Origin of the sequence: Denitraticella aggregata (assembly GCF_048158365.1) — a bacterium.
Lineage (GTDB): Bacteria > Pseudomonadota > Gammaproteobacteria > Burkholderiales > Rhodocyclaceae > Azoarcus_F.
The window spans coordinates 44,969-61,995 of sequence record NZ_JBLLNL010000008.1; the positions used below are offsets into that span (position 1 = coordinate 44,969).

Annotated in this window: 13 protein-coding genes; 8 read left to right on the plus strand and 5 right to left on the minus strand. The window is 64.5% G+C overall.

Annotated elements, in window-relative coordinates:
• Positions 1 to 164 precede the first annotated feature (164 nt).
• The gene (locus tag ACKVEX_RS11030) at positions 165 to 1,304 is read left to right on the plus strand and encodes a M48 family metallopeptidase (protein ID WP_473215782.1); all 1,140 of its coding nucleotides are present in this window, start codon (positions 165 to 167) and stop codon (positions 1,302 to 1,304) included.
• A gap of 163 nt (positions 1,305 to 1,467) precedes the next feature.
• Here the strand turns inward: ACKVEX_RS11030 and ACKVEX_RS11035 are convergent, their stop codons facing one another.
• Positions 1,468 to 2,145 carry a GntR family transcriptional regulator gene (locus tag ACKVEX_RS11035; protein ID WP_473215783.1) on the minus strand — a complete coding sequence of 226 codons (678 nt, stop codon included), beginning with the start codon at positions 2,143 to 2,145 and terminating at the stop codon, positions 1,468 to 1,470.
• Between the two features lie 346 nt (positions 2,146 to 2,491).
• Between ACKVEX_RS11035 and scpA the strand changes: the two genes are divergently transcribed.
• The 7 genes from scpA to ypfJ all read left to right on the plus strand — a co-directional run bounded on the left by scpA (position 2,492) and on the right by ypfJ (position 12,216).
• The gene (gene scpA, locus ACKVEX_RS11040) at positions 2,492 to 4,657 is read left to right on the plus strand and encodes a methylmalonyl-CoA mutase (RefSeq protein ID WP_473215784.1); all 2,166 of its coding nucleotides are present in this window, start codon (positions 2,492 to 2,494) and stop codon (positions 4,655 to 4,657) included.
• A gap of 17 nt (positions 4,658 to 4,674) precedes the next feature.
• Positions 4,675 to 5,694, plus strand: a complete 1,020-nt coding sequence (gene meaB, locus ACKVEX_RS11045; RefSeq protein ID WP_473215909.1) for a methylmalonyl Co-A mutase-associated GTPase MeaB — start codon at positions 4,675 to 4,677, stop codon at positions 5,692 to 5,694.
• 66 nt (positions 5,695 to 5,760) lie between these two features.
• On the plus strand, positions 5,761 to 7,293 hold the full coding sequence (locus ACKVEX_RS11050; protein ID WP_473215785.1) for an acyl-CoA carboxylase subunit beta: 1,533 nt from the start codon (positions 5,761 to 5,763) through the stop codon (positions 7,291 to 7,293).
• A 5-nt stretch (positions 7,294 to 7,298) separates the two neighbouring features.
• Positions 7,299 to 7,514, plus strand: a complete 216-nt coding sequence (locus tag ACKVEX_RS11055; protein WP_473215910.1) for a GDCCVxC domain-containing (seleno)protein — start codon at positions 7,299 to 7,301, stop codon at positions 7,512 to 7,514.
• A gap of 16 nt (positions 7,515 to 7,530) precedes the next feature.
• Complete coding sequence (locus ACKVEX_RS11060) at positions 7,531 to 9,522, plus strand: acetyl-CoA carboxylase biotin carboxylase subunit (protein ID WP_473215786.1); 1,992 nt, start codon at positions 7,531 to 7,533, stop codon at positions 9,520 to 9,522.
• Between the two features lie 339 nt (positions 9,523 to 9,861).
• The gene (locus ACKVEX_RS11065; RefSeq protein WP_473215787.1) at positions 9,862 to 11,250 is read left to right on the plus strand and encodes a KamA family radical SAM protein; all 1,389 of its coding nucleotides are present in this window, start codon (positions 9,862 to 9,864) and stop codon (positions 11,248 to 11,250) included.
• Between the two features lie 99 nt (positions 11,251 to 11,349).
• Complete coding sequence (gene ypfJ, locus ACKVEX_RS11070) at positions 11,350 to 12,216, plus strand: KPN_02809 family neutral zinc metallopeptidase (RefSeq protein ID WP_473215788.1); 867 nt, start codon at positions 11,350 to 11,352, stop codon at positions 12,214 to 12,216.
• A gap of 131 nt (positions 12,217 to 12,347) precedes the next feature.
• Here ypfJ and ACKVEX_RS11075 read toward each other — a convergent pair whose 3' ends face one another.
• The 4 genes from ACKVEX_RS11075 to ACKVEX_RS11090 form a co-directional block, all read right to left on the minus strand.
• Entirely contained in the window at positions 12,348 to 12,824 is a 477-nt protein-coding gene (locus tag ACKVEX_RS11075) for a VOC family protein (RefSeq protein ID WP_473215789.1), read from the minus strand.
• 154 nt (positions 12,825 to 12,978) lie between these two features.
• On the minus strand, positions 12,979 to 13,701 hold the full coding sequence (locus tag ACKVEX_RS11080; protein ID WP_473215790.1) for a response regulator transcription factor: 723 nt from the start codon (positions 13,699 to 13,701) through the stop codon (positions 12,979 to 12,981).
• Positions 13,698 to 15,782 (minus strand): PAS-domain containing protein, encoded by a 2,085-nt coding sequence (locus ACKVEX_RS11085; RefSeq protein ID WP_473215791.1) that lies wholly within the window; start codon positions 15,780 to 15,782, stop codon positions 13,698 to 13,700. The genes ACKVEX_RS11080 and ACKVEX_RS11085 overlap by 4 nt, the downstream gene beginning before the upstream one ends.
• Before the next feature lie 122 nt (positions 15,783 to 15,904).
• Positions 15,905 to 16,999: an AraC family transcriptional regulator gene (locus tag ACKVEX_RS11090; protein WP_473215792.1), complete on the minus strand. Its 1,095-nt coding sequence runs from the start codon at positions 16,997 to 16,999 to the stop codon at positions 15,905 to 15,907.
• Between the last annotated feature and the right edge of the window lie 28 nt (positions 17,000 to 17,027).

Consider the following 17,027-nt stretch of genomic DNA (forward strand, 5'->3'; position numbering starts at 1 on the left):
CGTCACGAGCCGGGTGGGAAAGCGAGGACAGAACTGGTCGATTTTGAGGCGCATAGTGGCTCTATGCAACGAAAAATCGGGCAGCTATGGACCGCTTCTCCCACCGGCGCAGTAGATCAGCCTCAAGTCCGACAGCCTCCTATGGCAAAGAGGGGGACGCGCCTGTGAGTGCTGGCCAACGCGATCTGATCGCCACCCGTGTTCGCCTGTCCCGTAGCCTCGGCGTGCGCGCCCTCGTCTGTCTGCTGGCGCTGTCCGGTTTGGGCGGGGCGTCGATCGTGCTGGCGGCGTTTGCATCGTGGCACGGCATTCACGCGATCGTCGGTGCCGATTTTGCCCAAGGCGTGCTGCTGACGATGTTGGCGTTGGTGATGCTGTTCATCGGAGCCACATGTGGTCACTGGCTGCGGGCGCCCGCCCCGCCGCCCCGGGGGGTGCTGTTGCCCTATGATGCTGCGCCGTCCCTGCATCGTTTCATCGAGCGCGTCGGCAGGCACTTCGGCTTTCCGGCGTTCGACGCGGTGTGGATGACCGGGGACATGAATGCCACAGTCGTGCAACGACCGCGCTGGGGCTGGGTCGGACCGATGCAGACCCACCTGCTGTTGGGGCTTCCCCTCGCGCACAGCCTGTCCGACCGGCAACTGGCCGGCGTGCTTGCGCACGAGTTCGGCCACCTTCATCGTCAGCGCTGCGGTATCGGTGCCTGGGGCTGTCATCTGCGCGCCTGGTGGTTCCGGGCGCTCGATCGCATCATCGAGGATCTGCCGGGGCCGCTCGCATGCTGGCTGGACCAGGCATCCACGGCGAACCTCGCCGACGCGATGCGGCTTGCGCGCCTGGAGGAGTTCGAGGCCGATCACGCGGCCGCGTCGGTCGCGGGGCGGCATCTGATTGGCGAGGTGCTGATCGAGGTGGCGCTGAAGGAACGTTTCCTGATCGACGACTACTGGACCAAGGTCATGGCGCAGAGTGCCCACCTGCCGTCGCCCTCGATCCGGCCGTATCGCGAGATGGGGCTGGGCATGGCCGCGGGTTTCAGACGGCCAGAGGACGGTTCCCTGCCGCAGCATGCAGCTGGCTTCGACCCCGATGTCGCCGCGTTCGACCCGCACCCGCCGCTCGAGGCACGCCTGAAGCGTCTCGGCCTGTCGCATGTGAATCCGGTCGCCGGGGAGGCGTCGGTGGCCGACAACCACCTGGCCATGTTGCTGCCGACGCTCGCGCTGGTCTTCGATCGCGCCTGGTGGGCCGATACGCGTCGTCAGTGGCGCCACCGCTATCGGGATCCGACAGCCTCCTAGTGGCGACACAGATGGCCGGTGATGCGGGGCGCCAGGCCGACGATTCGCTGGGCCGGGCCCGAGGGCAGCCGGGCCTCCCGGCCCGCATCGTCCATGATGCTGATCCCGGCCGCCGTCGCGCAGCCGGATGCGACGACGAAAGCGAGGTCTGTCGCCGCGCGGATCACGCCGAGGCGACCTCGCCGCGGGCGTTGGCGATGCGGGCGAGTGCCTTGCGTCCGCTGTCGATGTGCGTGCGCATCTCCCGCTCGGTCCGTTCCGGGTCCCGGGCCAGCAGGGCGCCGAGAATGGCCCGGTGCTCGCTCAAGGATTGCTCCAGTCGCCCCGCGCTGAACAGCGAGTGATGGCGGGACAGCTTGATGACCTGTCTCAGATCGCCGATGACCTGCAGCAACCAGCGATTGTCCGCGATGTCCTGCAGCGCGCGATGGAAAGCCTGATTGGCCTCGAAGAAGCCATCGATGTCCTTGGTGCGCGCCGCTGCCTCGAGCTGCGCGTGGATGCGCTCGAGTTCGGCACGGTCTGCGTCGGTGGCGCGCGCGGCAGCGTCCCGCGCGCATTGCCCTTCCAGCAGCCGCATGATGCTGAAGATGTCGTCGAGGTCGCGCTCCGAGATCTCGGTCACGTAGCAGCCACGGCGCGGTTTCAGCGTCACCAGGCCTTCGGAGGCGAGCACCTTGAGGGCCTCCCTCAGCGGCGTGCGCGAGATCCCGTAATGTTCGGCCAGGGCCTGCTCATCGACCCAGGTGCCGGGCTTGAGTTCGTGCGAGAAGATGCGTTGTCGGAGTCGTTCGGCGACCTCCTGGTACAGCGCGAGCGGAGCGATTCTGGACGAGTTCATGGACGTGGATCGATTCGCTTGATGGTTAACAGTTTCGGTGCAACCCGATTGCGTGCATTCCTTGGCTCGGGTGCAACCCGTTTTTGGCAGCACTTGACGCGATGATCTACATGCAGGTTGCTTTCATAATTATGGATAAAGTATTATCTCACCGTTGAAGCAAGTCAAGTTTCGGGGTGTGACGCAGAAAGAGGGAGGTCCGAAGCCTTGGGCCGGGAGAGGGGCGCGTCACACCCCGGGCGTCGACGGCCACTCGCAACCCGTGTTGCGAGTGGCCTGTTCGTCGCACGGCAAATCCCATATTCTGAAAGCTGCAGCGCTGCGGCGAGTCATTGTGAGGTACATCATGTCCAAATCTGATTATCCTGCCTGCCCGGAACCCGATCTCGAGGCCTGGAAAAAGGCGGCTGCCAAGCATTCGCCCGGTGGCGAGCCGGGAAACCTGGTCTGGAAGACGCCGGAGGGCCTCGAGGTCAAGCCCTTGTATACCGCGGCTGACGTGGCCGGTCTGCCGTTCGCTGATACCTTGCCTGGCTTCGAGCCCTATGTCCGGGGCCCGCAGCCGACCATGTATTCGGTCAAGCCGTGGACCATACGCCAGTACGCCGGCTTCTCAACGGCCGAGGCGTCGAACGCGTTCTATCGCAGGGCGCTCGCCGCGGGCGGCCAGGGCGTGTCGGTGGCCTTCGACCTCGCGACCCACCGTGGTTACGATTCGGATCATCCGCGCGTGACCGGTGACGTCGGCAAGGCAGGTGTGGCGATCGATTCGGTCGAGGACATGAAGATCCTGTTCGACAGCATTCCGCTCGACAAGGTGTCGGTGTCGATGACGATGAACGGCGCGGTGCTGCCGATCCTGGCCGGGTACATCGTCGCGGCCGAAGAGCAGGGCGTGAGCCAGGACAAGTTGTCGGGCACGATCCAGAACGACATCCTCAAAGAGTTCATGGTGCGGAACACCTACATCTATCCGCCCACCCCGTCGATGAAGATCATCGCCGACATCTTCGGCTACACCGCGCAGCACATGCCGAAGTTCAACAGCATCTCGATTTCCGGCTACCACATCCAGGAGGCGGGCGCGAACCAGGCGATCGAACTCGCCTTCACGCTGGCCGACGGCCTGGAGTACGTGCGCACCGGCATCAACTCCGGCATGGACGTCGACACCTTCGCCGGGCGCCTGTCCTTCTTCTGGGCGGTGGGGATGAACTTCTACCTCGAGATCGCCAAGATGCGCGCCGCGCGTCTGCTGTGGTGGCGGATCATGAAGCAGTTCAATCCCAAGAGCCAGAAATCGATGATGCTGCGCACGCACTCGCAGACCTCGGGCTGGTCGCTGACCGAGCAGGATCCCTACAACAACGTGGTGCGCACCACGATCGAGGCGATGGCGGCGGTGTTTGGCGGCACCCAGTCGCTGCACACGAATGCGCTCGACGAAGCGATTGCGCTGCCGACCGAGTTCTCGGCCCGCATCGCGCGCAACACGCAGATCATCATCCAGGAAGAGACGCACATCTGTAACGTGGTCGATCCGTGGGCCGGCTCCTACATGATGGAAAAGCTCACCCAGGACATGGCCGACAAGGCCTGGGCCCTGATCGAGGAGATCGAGGCCATGGGCGGCATGACCAAGGCGGTGGAGAGCGGCTGGGCCAAGATGAAGGTCGAGGAGTGCGCCGCCGACAAGCAGGCACGCATCGATTCGGGCAAGGACGTCATCGTCGGCGTGAACAAGTACAAGCTCGCCAAGGAAGACCCGATCGAGATCCTGGACATCGACAACCATGCGGTACGGGAGTCGCAGATCGCGCGCCTGGCCAGTGTGCGTGCCAGTCGCGATGCGGCTGCGGTCGACGCCGCGCTGGCGGCGCTGACCGCGTGTGCCGAAACCGGTCAGGGCAACCTGCTCGATCTGGCAGTCAAGGCGATGCGGGTGCGGGCGACCGTGGGTGAGATATCGGATGCGCTGGAAAAGGTGTGGGGGCGCTATCGTGCCAACCCGCAGGCCGTTTCCGGTGTCTATGGAGCGGTCGTGGAAAACGATGCCGACTGGAAGGAATTGAAGGTCGACATCGAGGCCTTCGTCGCGGAAGAGGGCCGTCGTCCCCGCATCATGATCGCGAAGCTCGGTCAGGACGGTCATGACCGGGGCGCCAAGGTGGTCGCGTCGGCCTTCGCCGACCTCGGTTTCGACATCGACGTCGGCCCGCTCTTCCAGACGCCAGAAGAGGTTGCGCGACATGCGGTCGAAAACGACGTGCATGCGGTCGGCTGCTCCAGCCTCGCGGCCGGTCACAAGACACTGGTGCCGGCGGTGATCGACGGACTGAAGGCGCTCGGTGCAGATGACGTGATCGTGTTCGTTGGCGGCGTGATTCCGGCCCAGGACTACGACATGCTGTACCAGGCGGGCGCCAAGGGCATCTTCGGGCCGGGCACCCCGATTCCGAAGGCCGCGCGCGACGTGCTGAAGGCGATCCGGGCGGCGCGCCGCCCGGCCTGAGTGCGAGCGTGGAACGCATGGCGCACATGGACGCGATGCCGCATCAGGCGGCCTGCGAATCGTCGAGCGATGCCGACAGGCATCTCGTCGATGGGCTGCTCGCCGGCCAGTTGCGGCCGCTCGCAAAAACGATCACGCTGATCGAGTCGCAGCGCGACGAACACCGGGCGCGTGCGCGCGCGGTGCTCGAGGCCTTGCTGCCGCATACCGGCAACGCGATCCGGGTGGGCATCTCGGGGGTGCCCGGTGTCGGCAAGTCGACCTTCATCGAGGCGCTAGGGCTTTATCTGATCGAACAGGGCCATCGGGTCGCGGTGCTGGCGGTCGATCCGTCGTCGTCGGTCAGCGGCGGCTCCATTCTGGGGGACAAGACCCGCATGGAACTGCTGTCCCAGCGCCCCGAGGCCTACATCCGGCCGAGCCCGTCATCCGGTTCGCTCGGCGGGGTGGCCGAGAAGACGCGGGAGACGATGCTGGTGTGCGAGGCGGCCGGCTTCGACGTCATCATCGTCGAAACGGTCGGCGTCGGCCAGTCGGAGACTGCGGTGGCGGGCATGACCGACATCTTCTGCCTGCTGCAGTTGCCCAATGCCGGCGACGACCTGCAGGCGATCAAGAAAGGGATCATGGAGATCGCCGATCTGATCGTGATCAACAAGGCCGACATCGACGGCACGGCTGCGATGCGTGCGCAGTCGCAGATGAAGACCGCGCTGCACATGCTGCGGCCGGCGAGTCCGAACTGGAGCCCACCGGTGCTGACCATGTCGGCGCTGAGAAAGGACGGCATCCAGGCCTTCTGGGACACGGTGCGCAAGTATCGAGACACGATGCAGGCCAGCGGCGAGTTCGCATCCAAGCGCAAGCACCAGGCGCTGGCGTGGATGTGGGAACTGATCGATGCCGGATTGCGCAACCGCTTTCGCAATCATCCGGAGGTCAGGGCAGATCTGCCGGCGCTGCAGGCGGCGGTCGGGGCAGGCGAAACCACGCCGACGGTGGCGGCCCTGCAGTTGCTGGGCCACTTGAACAGTTAGTACCCAACAGACCGGAGCGCTCGCATTGCGCATGACGCTCCACAGGATCAATCACGGAGAACATCGATGCAGGAAATCATTCGACAACTGGACGAGAAGCGCCGCAAGGCCGCCCTCGGTGGCGGTCAGAAGCGTATCGACGCTCAGCATGCCAAGGGCAAGCTGACTGCGCGCGAGCGCATCGAACTGCTGCTCGACGAGGGCAGCTTCGAAGAGTGGGACATGTTCAAGGAGCATCGCTGCACCGACTTCGGCATGGACCAGGAGACGGTGCCGGGCGATGGCGTGGTGACCGGCTACGGCACGGTCAACGGGCGCCTCGTGTTCGTGTTCAGCCAGGATTTCACCGTGTTCGGCGGTTCGCTGTCCGAGACCCACGCCGAGAAGATCTGCAAGGTCATGGATCACGCGATGAAGGTCGGTGCGCCGGTGATCGGCCTGAACGACTCGGGTGGCGCGCGCATCCAGGAAGGCGTCGATTCGCTAGGCGGCTATGCAGACGTGTTCCAGCGCAACGTGATGGCCTCGGGCGTGATTCCGCAAATCTCGATGATCATGGGGCCATGCGCCGGCGGTGCGGTGTACTCGCCGGCGATGACCGACTTCATCTTCATGGTCAAGGACTCGAGCTACATGTTCGTGACCGGTCCCGAGGTCGTGAAGACGGTGACCCACGAATCGGTGACCGCGGAGGAACTCGGCGGTGCGGTCACGCACACCACCCGCTCGGGCGTGGCCGACCTCGCCTGCGAGAACGATGTCGAGGCGCTGGCGCAACTGCGCCGTTTCATCGATTTCCTGCCCCTGTCCAACCGCGAGAAACCGCCGGTGCGCCCGACCGCCGATCCAGCCGACCGCATGGACGACTCGCTTGATACGCTGGTGCCCGCCAATCCCAACCAGCCCTACGACATCAAGGAACTGATCACCAAGGTGGTGGACGAGGGCGATTTCTTCGAGATCCAGCCGGATCATGCGAAGAACATCGTGATCGGCTTCGGCCGCATGGAAGGTCAGACGGTCGGCTTCGTCGCGAACAACCCGCTGGTGCTGGCCGGTTGTCTGGACATCAAGAGTTCGATCAAGGCTGCGCGCTTCGTCCGTTTCTGCGACGCCTTCAATATTCCGGTGGTCACCTTCGTCGATGTGCCGGGCTTCATGCCGGGCACCAGCCAGGAATACGGCGGCATCATCAAGCATGGGGCGAAGCTGCTGTACGCGTACGCCGAGTGCACCGTGCCCAAGGTCACGCTGATCACGCGCAAGGCCTATGGCGGCGCCTATGACGTGATGAGCTCCAAGCACCTGCGCGGCGACGTCAATCTCGCCTGGCCGACCGCCGAGATCGCGGTGATGGGCCCCAAGGGCGCGGTCGAGATCATCTTCCGCGAGGAGAAGAACGACCCGGAGAAGATCGCCGGGCGCGAGGCAATGTACAAGGAGAAGTTCGCGAATCCGTTTGTCGCCGCCCACCGCGGCTTCATCGACGACGTGATCATGCCGCATGCGACCCGCAAGCGTATCTGCCGCTCGATCGCGATGCTGCGCGACAAACAGCTCGACAATCCATGGCGCAAGCACGGGAACATCCCGCTCTGACCGACATGGACGTCATTATCGAATCCGAACTGACCTGCCCTCATTGTGGGCATCGCAGTATCGAGCGCATGCCCGAGGATGCGTGCCTGTATTTGCACGAATGCCCAGCGTGCAAAGCGCTCTTGCGGCCGAAGCAAGGCGATTGCTGTGTGTTCTGCTCCTACGGTTCGGTTCCGTGTCCGCCTATTCAACGAAACCCGCGGCAAAATCGCTGCGGTTGAACGAGGAATGACTCGTATGTTCAAGAAAATTCTGATAGCGAACAGAGGCGAGATCGCCTGCCGCGTCATCAAGACCGCCCGCACGATGGGCATCAAGACGGTCGCGGTGTATTCCGAGGCCGATGCCGCCGCGCTGCACGTGGAACTGGCCGACGAGGCGGTGTGCATCGGGCCGGCGCCGTCCAAGGAGTCCTATCTGCTGATGGACAGGATCATCGCCGCGTGCAAGCAGACCGGCGCCGAGGCGGTCCATCCGGGCTACGGTTTCTTGTCGGAGAACGCCGAGTTTTCCCGCCGCCTGGAAGAAGAGGGCATCAAGTTCATCGGTCCCAAGCATTACTCGGTCGCCAAGATGGGCGACAAGATCGAGTCGAAGAAGCTCGCCATCGCAGCCCAGGTCAACACCATCCCCGGGTACAACGACGCGATCGACGGGCCGGAGCAGGCGGTCGAGATCGCCAGGGGCATCGGCTACCCGGTGATGATCAAGGCGTCGGCCGGTGGCGGTGGCAAGGGGCTGCGTGTCGCATTCGACGACGAGGAGGCCTTCGAGGGCTTCTCCGCGTGCGTGAATGAAGCGAAGAACGCGTTCGGCGACGATCGTGTGTTCATCGAGAAGTACGTGCTCGAGCCGCGCCATATCGAGATCCAGGTGCTCGGCGACAGCCACGGCAATTACGTGTATCTGAACGAACGCGACTGCTCGATCCAGCGCCGTCACCAGAAGGTCATCGAGGAGGCACCGTCGCCCTTCGTCGATCCCGACATGCGCCGGGCCATGGGCGAGCAGGCGGTGGCGCTGGCCCGGGCGGTGGATTACGAATCGGCCGGTACGGTCGAGTTCGTCGTGTCCGGGGCGACCAAGGAGTTCTACTTCCTCGAGATGAACACCCGCCTGCAGGTCGAACACCCTGTCACCGAACTGATTACCGGTCTGGACCTGGTCGAGCAGATGATCCGGGTCGCGGCCGGTGAGAAACTGTCGATCACGCAAGCGGATATCGGCATCAACGGCTGGGCGATGGAGTGCCGGATCAACGCCGAGGACCCGTTCCGCGGCTTCCTGCCCTCGACCGGCCGCCTGGTCAAGTTTCGGCCGCCGGCCGAGGTGGACGGCCAGCTCAGGGTGGATACCGGCGTGTTCGAAGGCGGCGAGATCTCGATGTTCTACGATTCGATGATCGCGAAGCTGATCACGCACGGCGTCAATCGCGACCAGGCGATCGAGCGCATGCGCGAGGCGCTCAATGCCTTCGTGATCCGCGGCATCAGTTCCAACATCCCGTTCCAGGCTGCGCTGCTGCAGCATCCGGTCTTCATCTCGGGCGACTTCAACACCGGTTTCATCGCGGAGCAGTACCCGACGGGTTTCGATGCGAAGATGGTTCCGCACGACGATCCGATGCTGTTCGTCGCGGCCGCGGTCGCGCTGCACCGGCGCTACGAGGACAGGCGTGCGCTGATCTCCGGGCAGATGCCCGGGCACGAGCGGGTCGTCGGCGACGATTTCACGGTGATCCGTGGTGAAGAGCGCACGCTGGTTAGTGTGACGCCGGCCGAAGGGGGTTACGACCTGCAGATCGGCAGCGAACTGTTTGCGGTGCGCAGCGACTGGCAGTTCGGCGAGATCCTGATGCACGGCACCTTGAACGGAAAGCCGTTCACGCTGCAGGTCGCGCGCGACGGTCTGCAGTATCTTCTGAGCCATAACGGCACGCAGGCCAGCCTGCTGGTGATGAGCGCACGGTGGGCCGAACTGCAGGCGGTGATGCCGGTCAAGCTGCCGCCCGACATGTCGAAGTTCCTGCTCTCGCCGATGCCGGGTCTGCTGCGGGAAGTGACGGTCAGCGAAGGGCAGGAGGTCAAGGCCGGCGAGAAACTCGCGGTGATCGAGGCGATGAAGATGGAAAACGTGCTCAAGGCCGAGCAGGACGGCAAGGTCAGGAAGGTCGTCGCGCGACCCGGTGCGAGCCTGTCGGTCGATGAGATCATCGTCGAGTTCGAATGAACGATTCATAGCAGCACCGACATCGAACAGCCTGCGAAAGCAGGCTGTTCTGCTTATGGGCGCGAACGGGCGTAGGTCTCACCGTCCCGGCGTCGAGGAACTTTTCGCGGATTCGGTCGGTCATATTTGCGCAAACATTCTTGATCGAATAACATGCGTCACACTTCGCGTCACTGACGACCGTCGGTGACGCCTTGAATGCCGGCAGCGGACCACGTCTTACCCCTTGTCCGCCCGAGCTGTCGGCAGATGACCGTCCCGCAGGAACCGAACACTGAGTGCGTGCCCATGGGCAGGCACGGGGGTGTCGAGTCGGCGGGCATAAAAGGAGAAGACAGCATGAGTGCTCAGCTCTCGCCCCTCGTCTGGAAGCCGACGATCAAGTACTCCGGCAAGTTCGAGAACGTGCCATTCAAGGTCTACACCCAGCGCGACATCGATCGCATCGCACAGTTGAACCGGCTCAGCGAAGCGCAGCGGTTCGAGATGAAGGTCGTTTCGTCTGTGCTGCCCTTCAGGGTCAATCAGTATGTCATCGACGAACTGATCGACTGGGACAGGGTCCCGGCCGATCCCATCTTTCAGCTGACCTTTCCGCAGCGGGGCATGCTCGACGCGGCCCATTACGACCGGATCGCCGAACTGCTGACCCAGGGCGCGGACAAGAAGGTGCTCGAGGCCGCCGTGGACGAGATCCGGCATGCACTCAACCCGCATCCGGCCGACCAGATCGAAATGAACATTCCGCGCGATGACGAGGGGCACCGGCTGGACGGCATCCAGCATAAATACCGTGAGACGGTGTTGTTCTTCCCCAGCCAGGGGCAGACCTGCCACAGCTATTGCACCTTCTGCTTCCGATGGGCCCAGTTCGTGGGCGACAAGGCTTTGCGCATCGCGAGTTCGGAGGCGACGAGCCTGCATGCGTATCTGCGCGCCCACCCCGAGGTGTCGGACCTGTTGGTGACCGGCGGAGATCCGATGGTGATGAAGACCTCGCATCTGGCGAGCTACCTTGAGCCACTGCTGGAGCCCGAGTTCGATCACATCCAGACCATACGCATCGGTACGAAGGCGCTGACCTTCTGGCCGCATCGCTTTCTCGGAGCGGAAGATGCGGACGATCTGATCCGTCTGCTCGAGCGCGTGGTCGAATCGGGCAAGCAGGTCGCGATCATGGCGCATTACAACCACTGGAAGGAACTGGATACCGAAGCGGCGCAGGCGGCGATCCGTCGCGTCCGTGGCACGGGTGCGGTGATCCGTTCGCAGGGTCCGTTGCTTGCGCACATCAACGACGATCCGGACGTCTGGGCGAAGATGTGGAAGCTTCAGGTCAGGCTCGGCATCATTCCCTATTACATGTTCGTCGAACGCGACACCGGCGCGCAGCATTACTTCGAGGTGCCGCTGGTGCGCGCCTGGGAGATCTATCGGACCGCGATGCAGCAGGTGTCCGGGCTGTCGCGCACCGCGCGCGGGCCGAGCATGAGTGCGAGCCCGGGCAAGGTCGAGGTGCAGGGCGTGACCGAGGTCGCCGGCGAGAAGGTGTTCGTGCTGCGCTTCATACAGGGGCGGAATCCGGACTGGGTGCAACGACCCTTCTTCGCGAAGTTCGATGAAAAGGCGACCTGGCTGAATCACCTGAAGCCGGCGTTCAGCGAGGAGAAGTGGTTCTGGGAGGACGAGTACGAAGCCATCCGCAGGGAGCGTCGCAGCGCGGCCTGAGCAGTCTGGTCGAGCGCGATAAAGGGCCTGCTATTGCGTTCTCTTTTTGCATTGGCGGCTGCTAAGATGCATTGATCGAAGTCCTCAGGGAGCGGCCGCATGGATTTTCGCAAGGGCAGGGAAAGCCAGAACGTCGAGGACCGGCGTGGGCAGGGCGGACCAAGGCTGGGCGGGCGTGGCGGACGGATCGGTATCGGCACGATCGTGCTGGTGCTGGTGGCGATGTATTTCGGGATAGATCCGAGCGTGGTGCTCAATACCGGAATGTTGGAGCCTCCGGCGATCGAATCACCCGGACCGGGCGCGCCAAGGCCGGCGGCCGAGAATGAAGCGGCGCGATTCGTGTCGATGGTGCTGGCCGACACCGAGGACACCTGGGGACCGATCTTCCGCGCCGGTGGCGCGCGCTATCAGGAGCCGCAGCTGGTGCTCTACACCGGCGTCACGCGTAGCGCCTGCGGCGTCGGTCAGGCGCAGATGGGGCCGTTCTACTGTCCCGCCGACGGCAAGGTCTACCTCGACCTATCCTTTTTCGACGAACTTCACCACCGCTTCGGCGCTCCTGGCGACTTTGCCCAGGCCTATGTGATCGCGCACGAGATCGGTCATCATGTGCAGAACCTGCTTGGCATTTCGGACAAGGTGCAGCAGGCGCGCCGGCGCGTGTCCGAGCGCGAGGCCAACCAGCTCTCGGTACGGCTCGAGCTGCAGGCTGACTGTCTCGCGGGCGTGTGGGCGCATCACGCCGAGCGTAGCCGTCAGGTACTCGAGGCGGGCGATGTGGAGGAGGGAATGGCGGCGGCGAGCGCGATCGGCGACGACCGCCTTCAGAAGCAGGCGCAGGGCTACGCGGTGCCGGACAGTTTCACCCATGGCAGCGCTGCGCAGCGCGTGCGCTGGTTCCGCACCGGTTTGCAGCGCGGGGAAATGGACGCCTGCGACACCTTTTCGGCGCCCGTACTGTAGAAAAAGGCAAAAAGCCGGCGGCCGGCGTCGGTTCTGGATCGTCTGCAATTCCAGCGCCGCGCCCAGGTGCCCTCGCGGCAGTCTTCAGGGCTGCCGACGCACGCTTGCGCGAGCGGGAAAGATGTAGGCGCTCAGCCGGCCAGTCGTGCGAAGGCATCGACCACTTCGGCCGGAGCCTGCACCAGTTCGATCAGCACGCCCTCGCCGGCGATCGGGAATTCGTCGTTCGCCTTGGGATGCAGAAAAGTGATGTCGTAGCCGGCCGCGCCGCGCCGGATGCCGCCGGGGGCGAAGCGCACGCCCTGCGCGGTCAACCACTCGACCGCCTTCGGCAGGTCGTCCACCCACAGCCCGACGTGATTCAGCGGCGTGGTGTGCACCGCCGGCTTCTTCTCGGGGTCGAGCGGCTGCATCAGGTCGACCTCGACCTTGAACGGACCCGCACCCATCGCACAGATGTCCTCGTCGACGTTCTCGCGCTCGGACACGAAGTTGCCGGTGACTTGCAGGCCGAGCATGTCGACCCACAGCGAACGTAACCGGTCCTTGCTCGGGCCGCCGATGGCGATCTGCTGGATACCGAGAATCTTGAAGGGACGAGCGGACATACCGGGACTCCTCATAAATTGTTTGGATTAAGAATTCATAATTATACGCAATGTGCCCTCCGGTGCAGAATCGTCGCAGCGCGAGTGGCCGTCGGAGCCGAGGGAGCGACCGGCCTCCCCGACTCGCGGGGGAGCGGCTCGGACAGTTCCGACTTCACTCCCAGCTGACCTGGGCCGAGAACAGGTAGCCCGCGCCGTACACGGTCTTGATCAGCTTCGGGTCGTGCGGGTCGTCCTCGAGTTTGCGGCGCAAGCGCGAGATGCGGACGTCGATGCTGCGATCGAAGGGGTCGACGTCGCGCTCGCCAAGCAGTTGTTCCCGGCTGAGGATACGGTTCGGTCGTTCCAGCAGCGTCAGCAACAGGCTGGCCTCGGCGGCCGACAGGTTGATCTCGCGCTGATCGGGGCTGAGCAGCGCATGCCGACCCTTGTCGAAGCGCCATTGGCCGAATCGCGCCAGATTGCGCTCCACGTTGGCCGTTTCGGCGGGTGCGGCGCGCTGATAGCGGCGCAGGATGGAGCGTATCCGTGCGACCAGCTCGCGGGGTTCGAATGGCTTTACGATGTAGTCGTCGGCCCCCAGTTCCAGTCCCAGAACCCGGTCGGTGACGTCGTTGCGGCCGGTCAGGATCAGCACCGCGCAGGGACTGCCCTCCTGCAGTTCCCGCACGACCTGCATGCCGTCCATATCCGGCAGGCCGAGATCGATGACGCACAGATCCGGCGTTGCGCGTTGCGCCCGGTCCAGCAACGCGCGACCGGTGCCGACATGCTCGCAACGAAACCCGTACTCGGCGAGACTCCCGCAGATCAGCCGCGCGATATCCGGGTCGTCCTCGAGAATGAGAATGTTCGCGTTCAGATTGTCCGAAATCATGGGTGGGTGGATTCCTGTTGAGCTGCTGCATGGGTGTCCAGCGACCGGAGCGCGGCATCGAGTGCATCGCGGCTGAAGGGTTTGCGCAACACCGGAACGTCGAGATCGGCGACATCGGCCAGCGCCCCGTCGCTCGCATAGCCGGTGATCAGCAAGACAGGGATATCCTGACGTCGCGCCTTGGCATGGCGGGCCAGTTCGCGTCCGCCTATGCCACCCGGCATGATCGTGTCGGTCACCAGAATCGCAATCTCCGGAACGTTGTCGAGCAGTGCGATCGCCTCGGGGCCATCCGAAGCCTCCAGCACCGGGTAGCCGAGTGCCGACAGTTCCAGCCGGATGATGCGTCGCACCTCGGGTTCGTCCTCGACCAGCAGCACCGGACCCTTGATCCGTTCCGGCCCTGCGTGGGCGCTGTCGGGTTGCCCGTCAAGCGAACCGGGAGCGGCGGCTTCAGGCAGCACGAAGGTGACCGTGGAGCCCTGGCCGGGAGTACTCCGGATCCGGATGTTGCCGCCGGATTGCCTTACGAAGCCATACACCATGGACAGACCGAGACCGCTGCCCCGGCCGAAATCCTTGGTGGTGAAGAAGGGTTCGAAGACCTTGCTCAGGTTCTCGGCTTCGATGCCCGTGCCGGTGTCGCTGACATCGATCTGAACATAGTCGCCGACCGGAAGCTCCACCAGCGTCGCGACGCTCTCCGGAATCGCCCGACCCGACACCGTGATTCTCAGCTCTCCGCCTGCCGGCATCGCATCGCGTGCGTTCAGCGCGAGGTTCAGCAATGCGTTCTCGAGCTGATGCGGGTCGGCGAAGACATGGATGGGCGTATCCGGGATGCTGGTGTGGATGGGTATGTTCTCCGGCAGCGATCTCGTCAGCAACTGCATCATGTTGCGTACCAGTGAGCCGACCTCGACCGCCGTCGGTTCGAGGGTCTGCCGGCGCGAAAAGGTCAGCAGACGCTTGATCAGTTCCGCGCCGCGACGGGCCGCATGAAGTGCGGGCGTGACGAACTCGCCGGCCGGATCATGCGCAGGCATGCGCTCATCGAGCACCGACAGGTTGCCGATGATGATGGACAGCAGATTGTTGAAATCATGCGCGAGACCACCGGTCAGTTGCCCGACGGCTTCCATCTTCTGCGCCTGGATCAATGCGGCCTGATGTGCCTTCTGTTCGGTGATGTCGATCGACAGTACGAAGAACCCCTGCACGTGGCCGCTTCCGTCCACCTCCGGTACGACGACGCTGCGCGCATGAACCGTGCGGCGATCGGGAAGCTTGCGCGAGTATTCGTAGCTCACGCGTTTGCCGCGCTTCGCGATGTTCAGGTGCGTGGCGATCTGCGCGTGGAGTGGCGCGCCGAACACCTCGGTGATCGTCTTGCCGACGATCTCCTCCTTGCCCAGGCCAAACCATTCCGCGTAGCCCTTGTTGGCGAACTGATAGACCTCGTTACGATCGACGTAGGCGATCAGGGCCGGAATCGAGTCGATGATCAGCCTCAGGCGTGCCTCCGAGCGGCGCAGCGCGTCGGCGATCTGGTCGATCTCGGCGTTCGCATGCGCCAGTCTTGCGTTCGCGTTCTCGAGTTCGCGCGTCCGGGCGCTGACGCGCGCCTCCAGCATCGCGTTCTGCTGCTGGATGACCTCTTCGTAGCGACGCTGGTCGGTGACGTCGGTCCATAGCGACACGAAGCCGAGGTTCGGGATCGGGACGCCGCGGATGGCGAGAATGCGGCCATTCGGGCGGGTACGCTCCGCATAGTGTGGCTGAAACGAACGGGCCGCGGCCATGCGCGCGGCCACGAGCTTCTCCAGATCCCCCTCGCCGTACTCGCCGCGCACCGCGTTGAATCGGGCGAACTCTTCGAACGGTGTTCCCACCCTGACCATCGACTCGGGAAAGTCGAGCAGCCGCAGCATGGCCTTGTTCCAGGTGACCAGCTTGGGCGTCGCATCGAACACCGCGATCGCCTGGTCGAGCAGATCGAGTCCCGCCAACAGCAGGTCGTAGCGGCGCCGCTGCTCGGAGGCCTGCGCACTGATCTGGGCACTGATGTCTGTGGTCGCCATGGGACAGGCGGTCTCCTCGACCGGGCGGTTCGCTGATCAGTGTGATGGTGTCACAACTTGATACGCCGACAAAACAGTTGTGCCCAGGTCGAGCCGGCGCGGCGTACCGGTAGCGCCGACGTTCAGCCTGCCGGGCGGTCCTCGCGTCGCGGCCGATGCAGCGCAAGCCGATTGCGGTAGTGCTCCGGCGAGACCCCGGTCCAGCCGACGAAGGCGCGGTAAAAGGCTGAGGGGTCCGCATAGCCCAGGTCGGCGGCCAATCCGGCGATCGGCTGACGCGTCTTGGTGAGCCGCGCAATCGCGATGTCGCGCCGGAGCGCGTCCTTGATCGCGCGATAGCCGGAGCCTTCCTGCTCCAGTCTGCGTGCCAGCGTGCGCTCGGACAGGTGCAGCCGGGCCGCCACCTCGTTCAGCGGCAGGCTGTCCGGAAGCGCATCGCGCAGCGTGTCGCGCACGCGGGCGACCGTCTCGCGGTCGCGTCGATACAGCATCGTGATCTTGCCCGGTGCGCCGTCGAGAAAGCGTTCGACCGCAGTGTCGTCGCGCCGCAGCGGCAGGTCCAGCAGGTTGGCCTGCAGCACGGCCACCAGGCGCTCGGCGCCGAAGCGCGAATGCGCGGTATACACCAGCGCATAGTCGTCCGCATGCGCCGGGCGCGGGTAGGGAAAGTCGACCGCATCCAGCGCCAGCCCGCGACCGACGAACCAGCAGGACAGCCCATGCACCATGCGCAGCAGCCATTCGAACGCGAACACCCGTCCGGGATCTTCCGGGCGCGGCGCCAGCGTGCGCGTTTCGAAGATCGTCAGTCGGGCCATCAGCCCATCGCGGCTCACCGTCAGTCGCAGATCGGGTAGCGTCAGCCGCAGGAAGCGTGACGCGCGCGCCAGCGCATCGCCCAGCGTGGGGGCGCTGAGCATGCTGCGACACAGGAACTCGAAGAAACCGGGGGCGAGCCTGCGTTCGAACAGGCCGAAACCTTCGTCGTCGAGCGCATGGGTGACCCGGTTGTACAGGTCGGCATAACGCTCGACTGGCACGCGGTTGGCGGGGTCTGCAAGGTCGATCCCGGCCGCGTGCAGCATGGGGTCGGCGTCGAAGCCCTGGCGGTCGAGTCCCGAGAGCATTCCAGTGACGAAACCCATCGCCACCGAGGCGCGGGATCTGGCGCCATAACGGGGCGAGGGCGTATCGTCGGGGCGGTGTGCGGCGGTCATGCGAGGGGTCCGTGCAGTGCTCATCGGA

Excerpts from the sequence above, each read along its gene's own strand:
- ACKVEX_RS11050 (WP_473215785.1), top strand. The coding sequence starts at position 5,761 with ATGCAGGAAATCATTCGACAACTGGACGAGAAGCGCCGCAAGGCCGCC.
- ACKVEX_RS11055 (WP_473215910.1), top strand. The coding sequence starts at position 7,299 with ATGGACGTCATTATCGAATCCGAACTGACCTGCCCTCATTGTGGGCAT.
- ACKVEX_RS11075 (WP_473215789.1), bottom strand. The coding sequence starts at position 12,824 with ATGTCCGCTCGTCCCTTCAAGATTCTCGGTATCCAGCAGATCGCCATC.
- ACKVEX_RS11035 (WP_473215783.1), bottom strand. The coding sequence starts at position 2,145 with ATGAACTCGTCCAGAATCGCTCCGCTCGCGCTGTACCAGGAGGTCGCC.
- ACKVEX_RS11065 (WP_473215787.1), top strand. The coding sequence starts at position 9,862 with ATGAGTGCTCAGCTCTCGCCCCTCGTCTGGAAGCCGACGATCAAGTAC.
- ACKVEX_RS11080 (WP_473215790.1), bottom strand. The coding sequence starts at position 13,701 with ATGATTTCGGACAATCTGAACGCGAACATTCTCATTCTCGAGGACGAC.
- ACKVEX_RS11085 (WP_473215791.1), bottom strand. The coding sequence starts at position 15,782 with ATGGCGACCACAGACATCAGTGCCCAGATCAGTGCGCAGGCCTCCGAG.
- ACKVEX_RS11090 (WP_473215792.1), bottom strand. The coding sequence starts at position 16,999 with ATGACCGCCGCACACCGCCCCGACGATACGCCCTCGCCCCGTTATGGC.
- scpA (WP_473215784.1), top strand. The coding sequence starts at position 2,492 with ATGTCCAAATCTGATTATCCTGCCTGCCCGGAACCCGATCTCGAGGCC.
- ypfJ (WP_473215788.1), top strand. The coding sequence starts at position 11,350 with ATGGATTTTCGCAAGGGCAGGGAAAGCCAGAACGTCGAGGACCGGCGT.
- ACKVEX_RS11060 (WP_473215786.1), top strand. The coding sequence starts at position 7,531 with ATGTTCAAGAAAATTCTGATAGCGAACAGAGGCGAGATCGCCTGCCGC.
- meaB (WP_473215909.1), top strand. The coding sequence starts at position 4,675 with ATGGCGCACATGGACGCGATGCCGCATCAGGCGGCCTGCGAATCGTCG.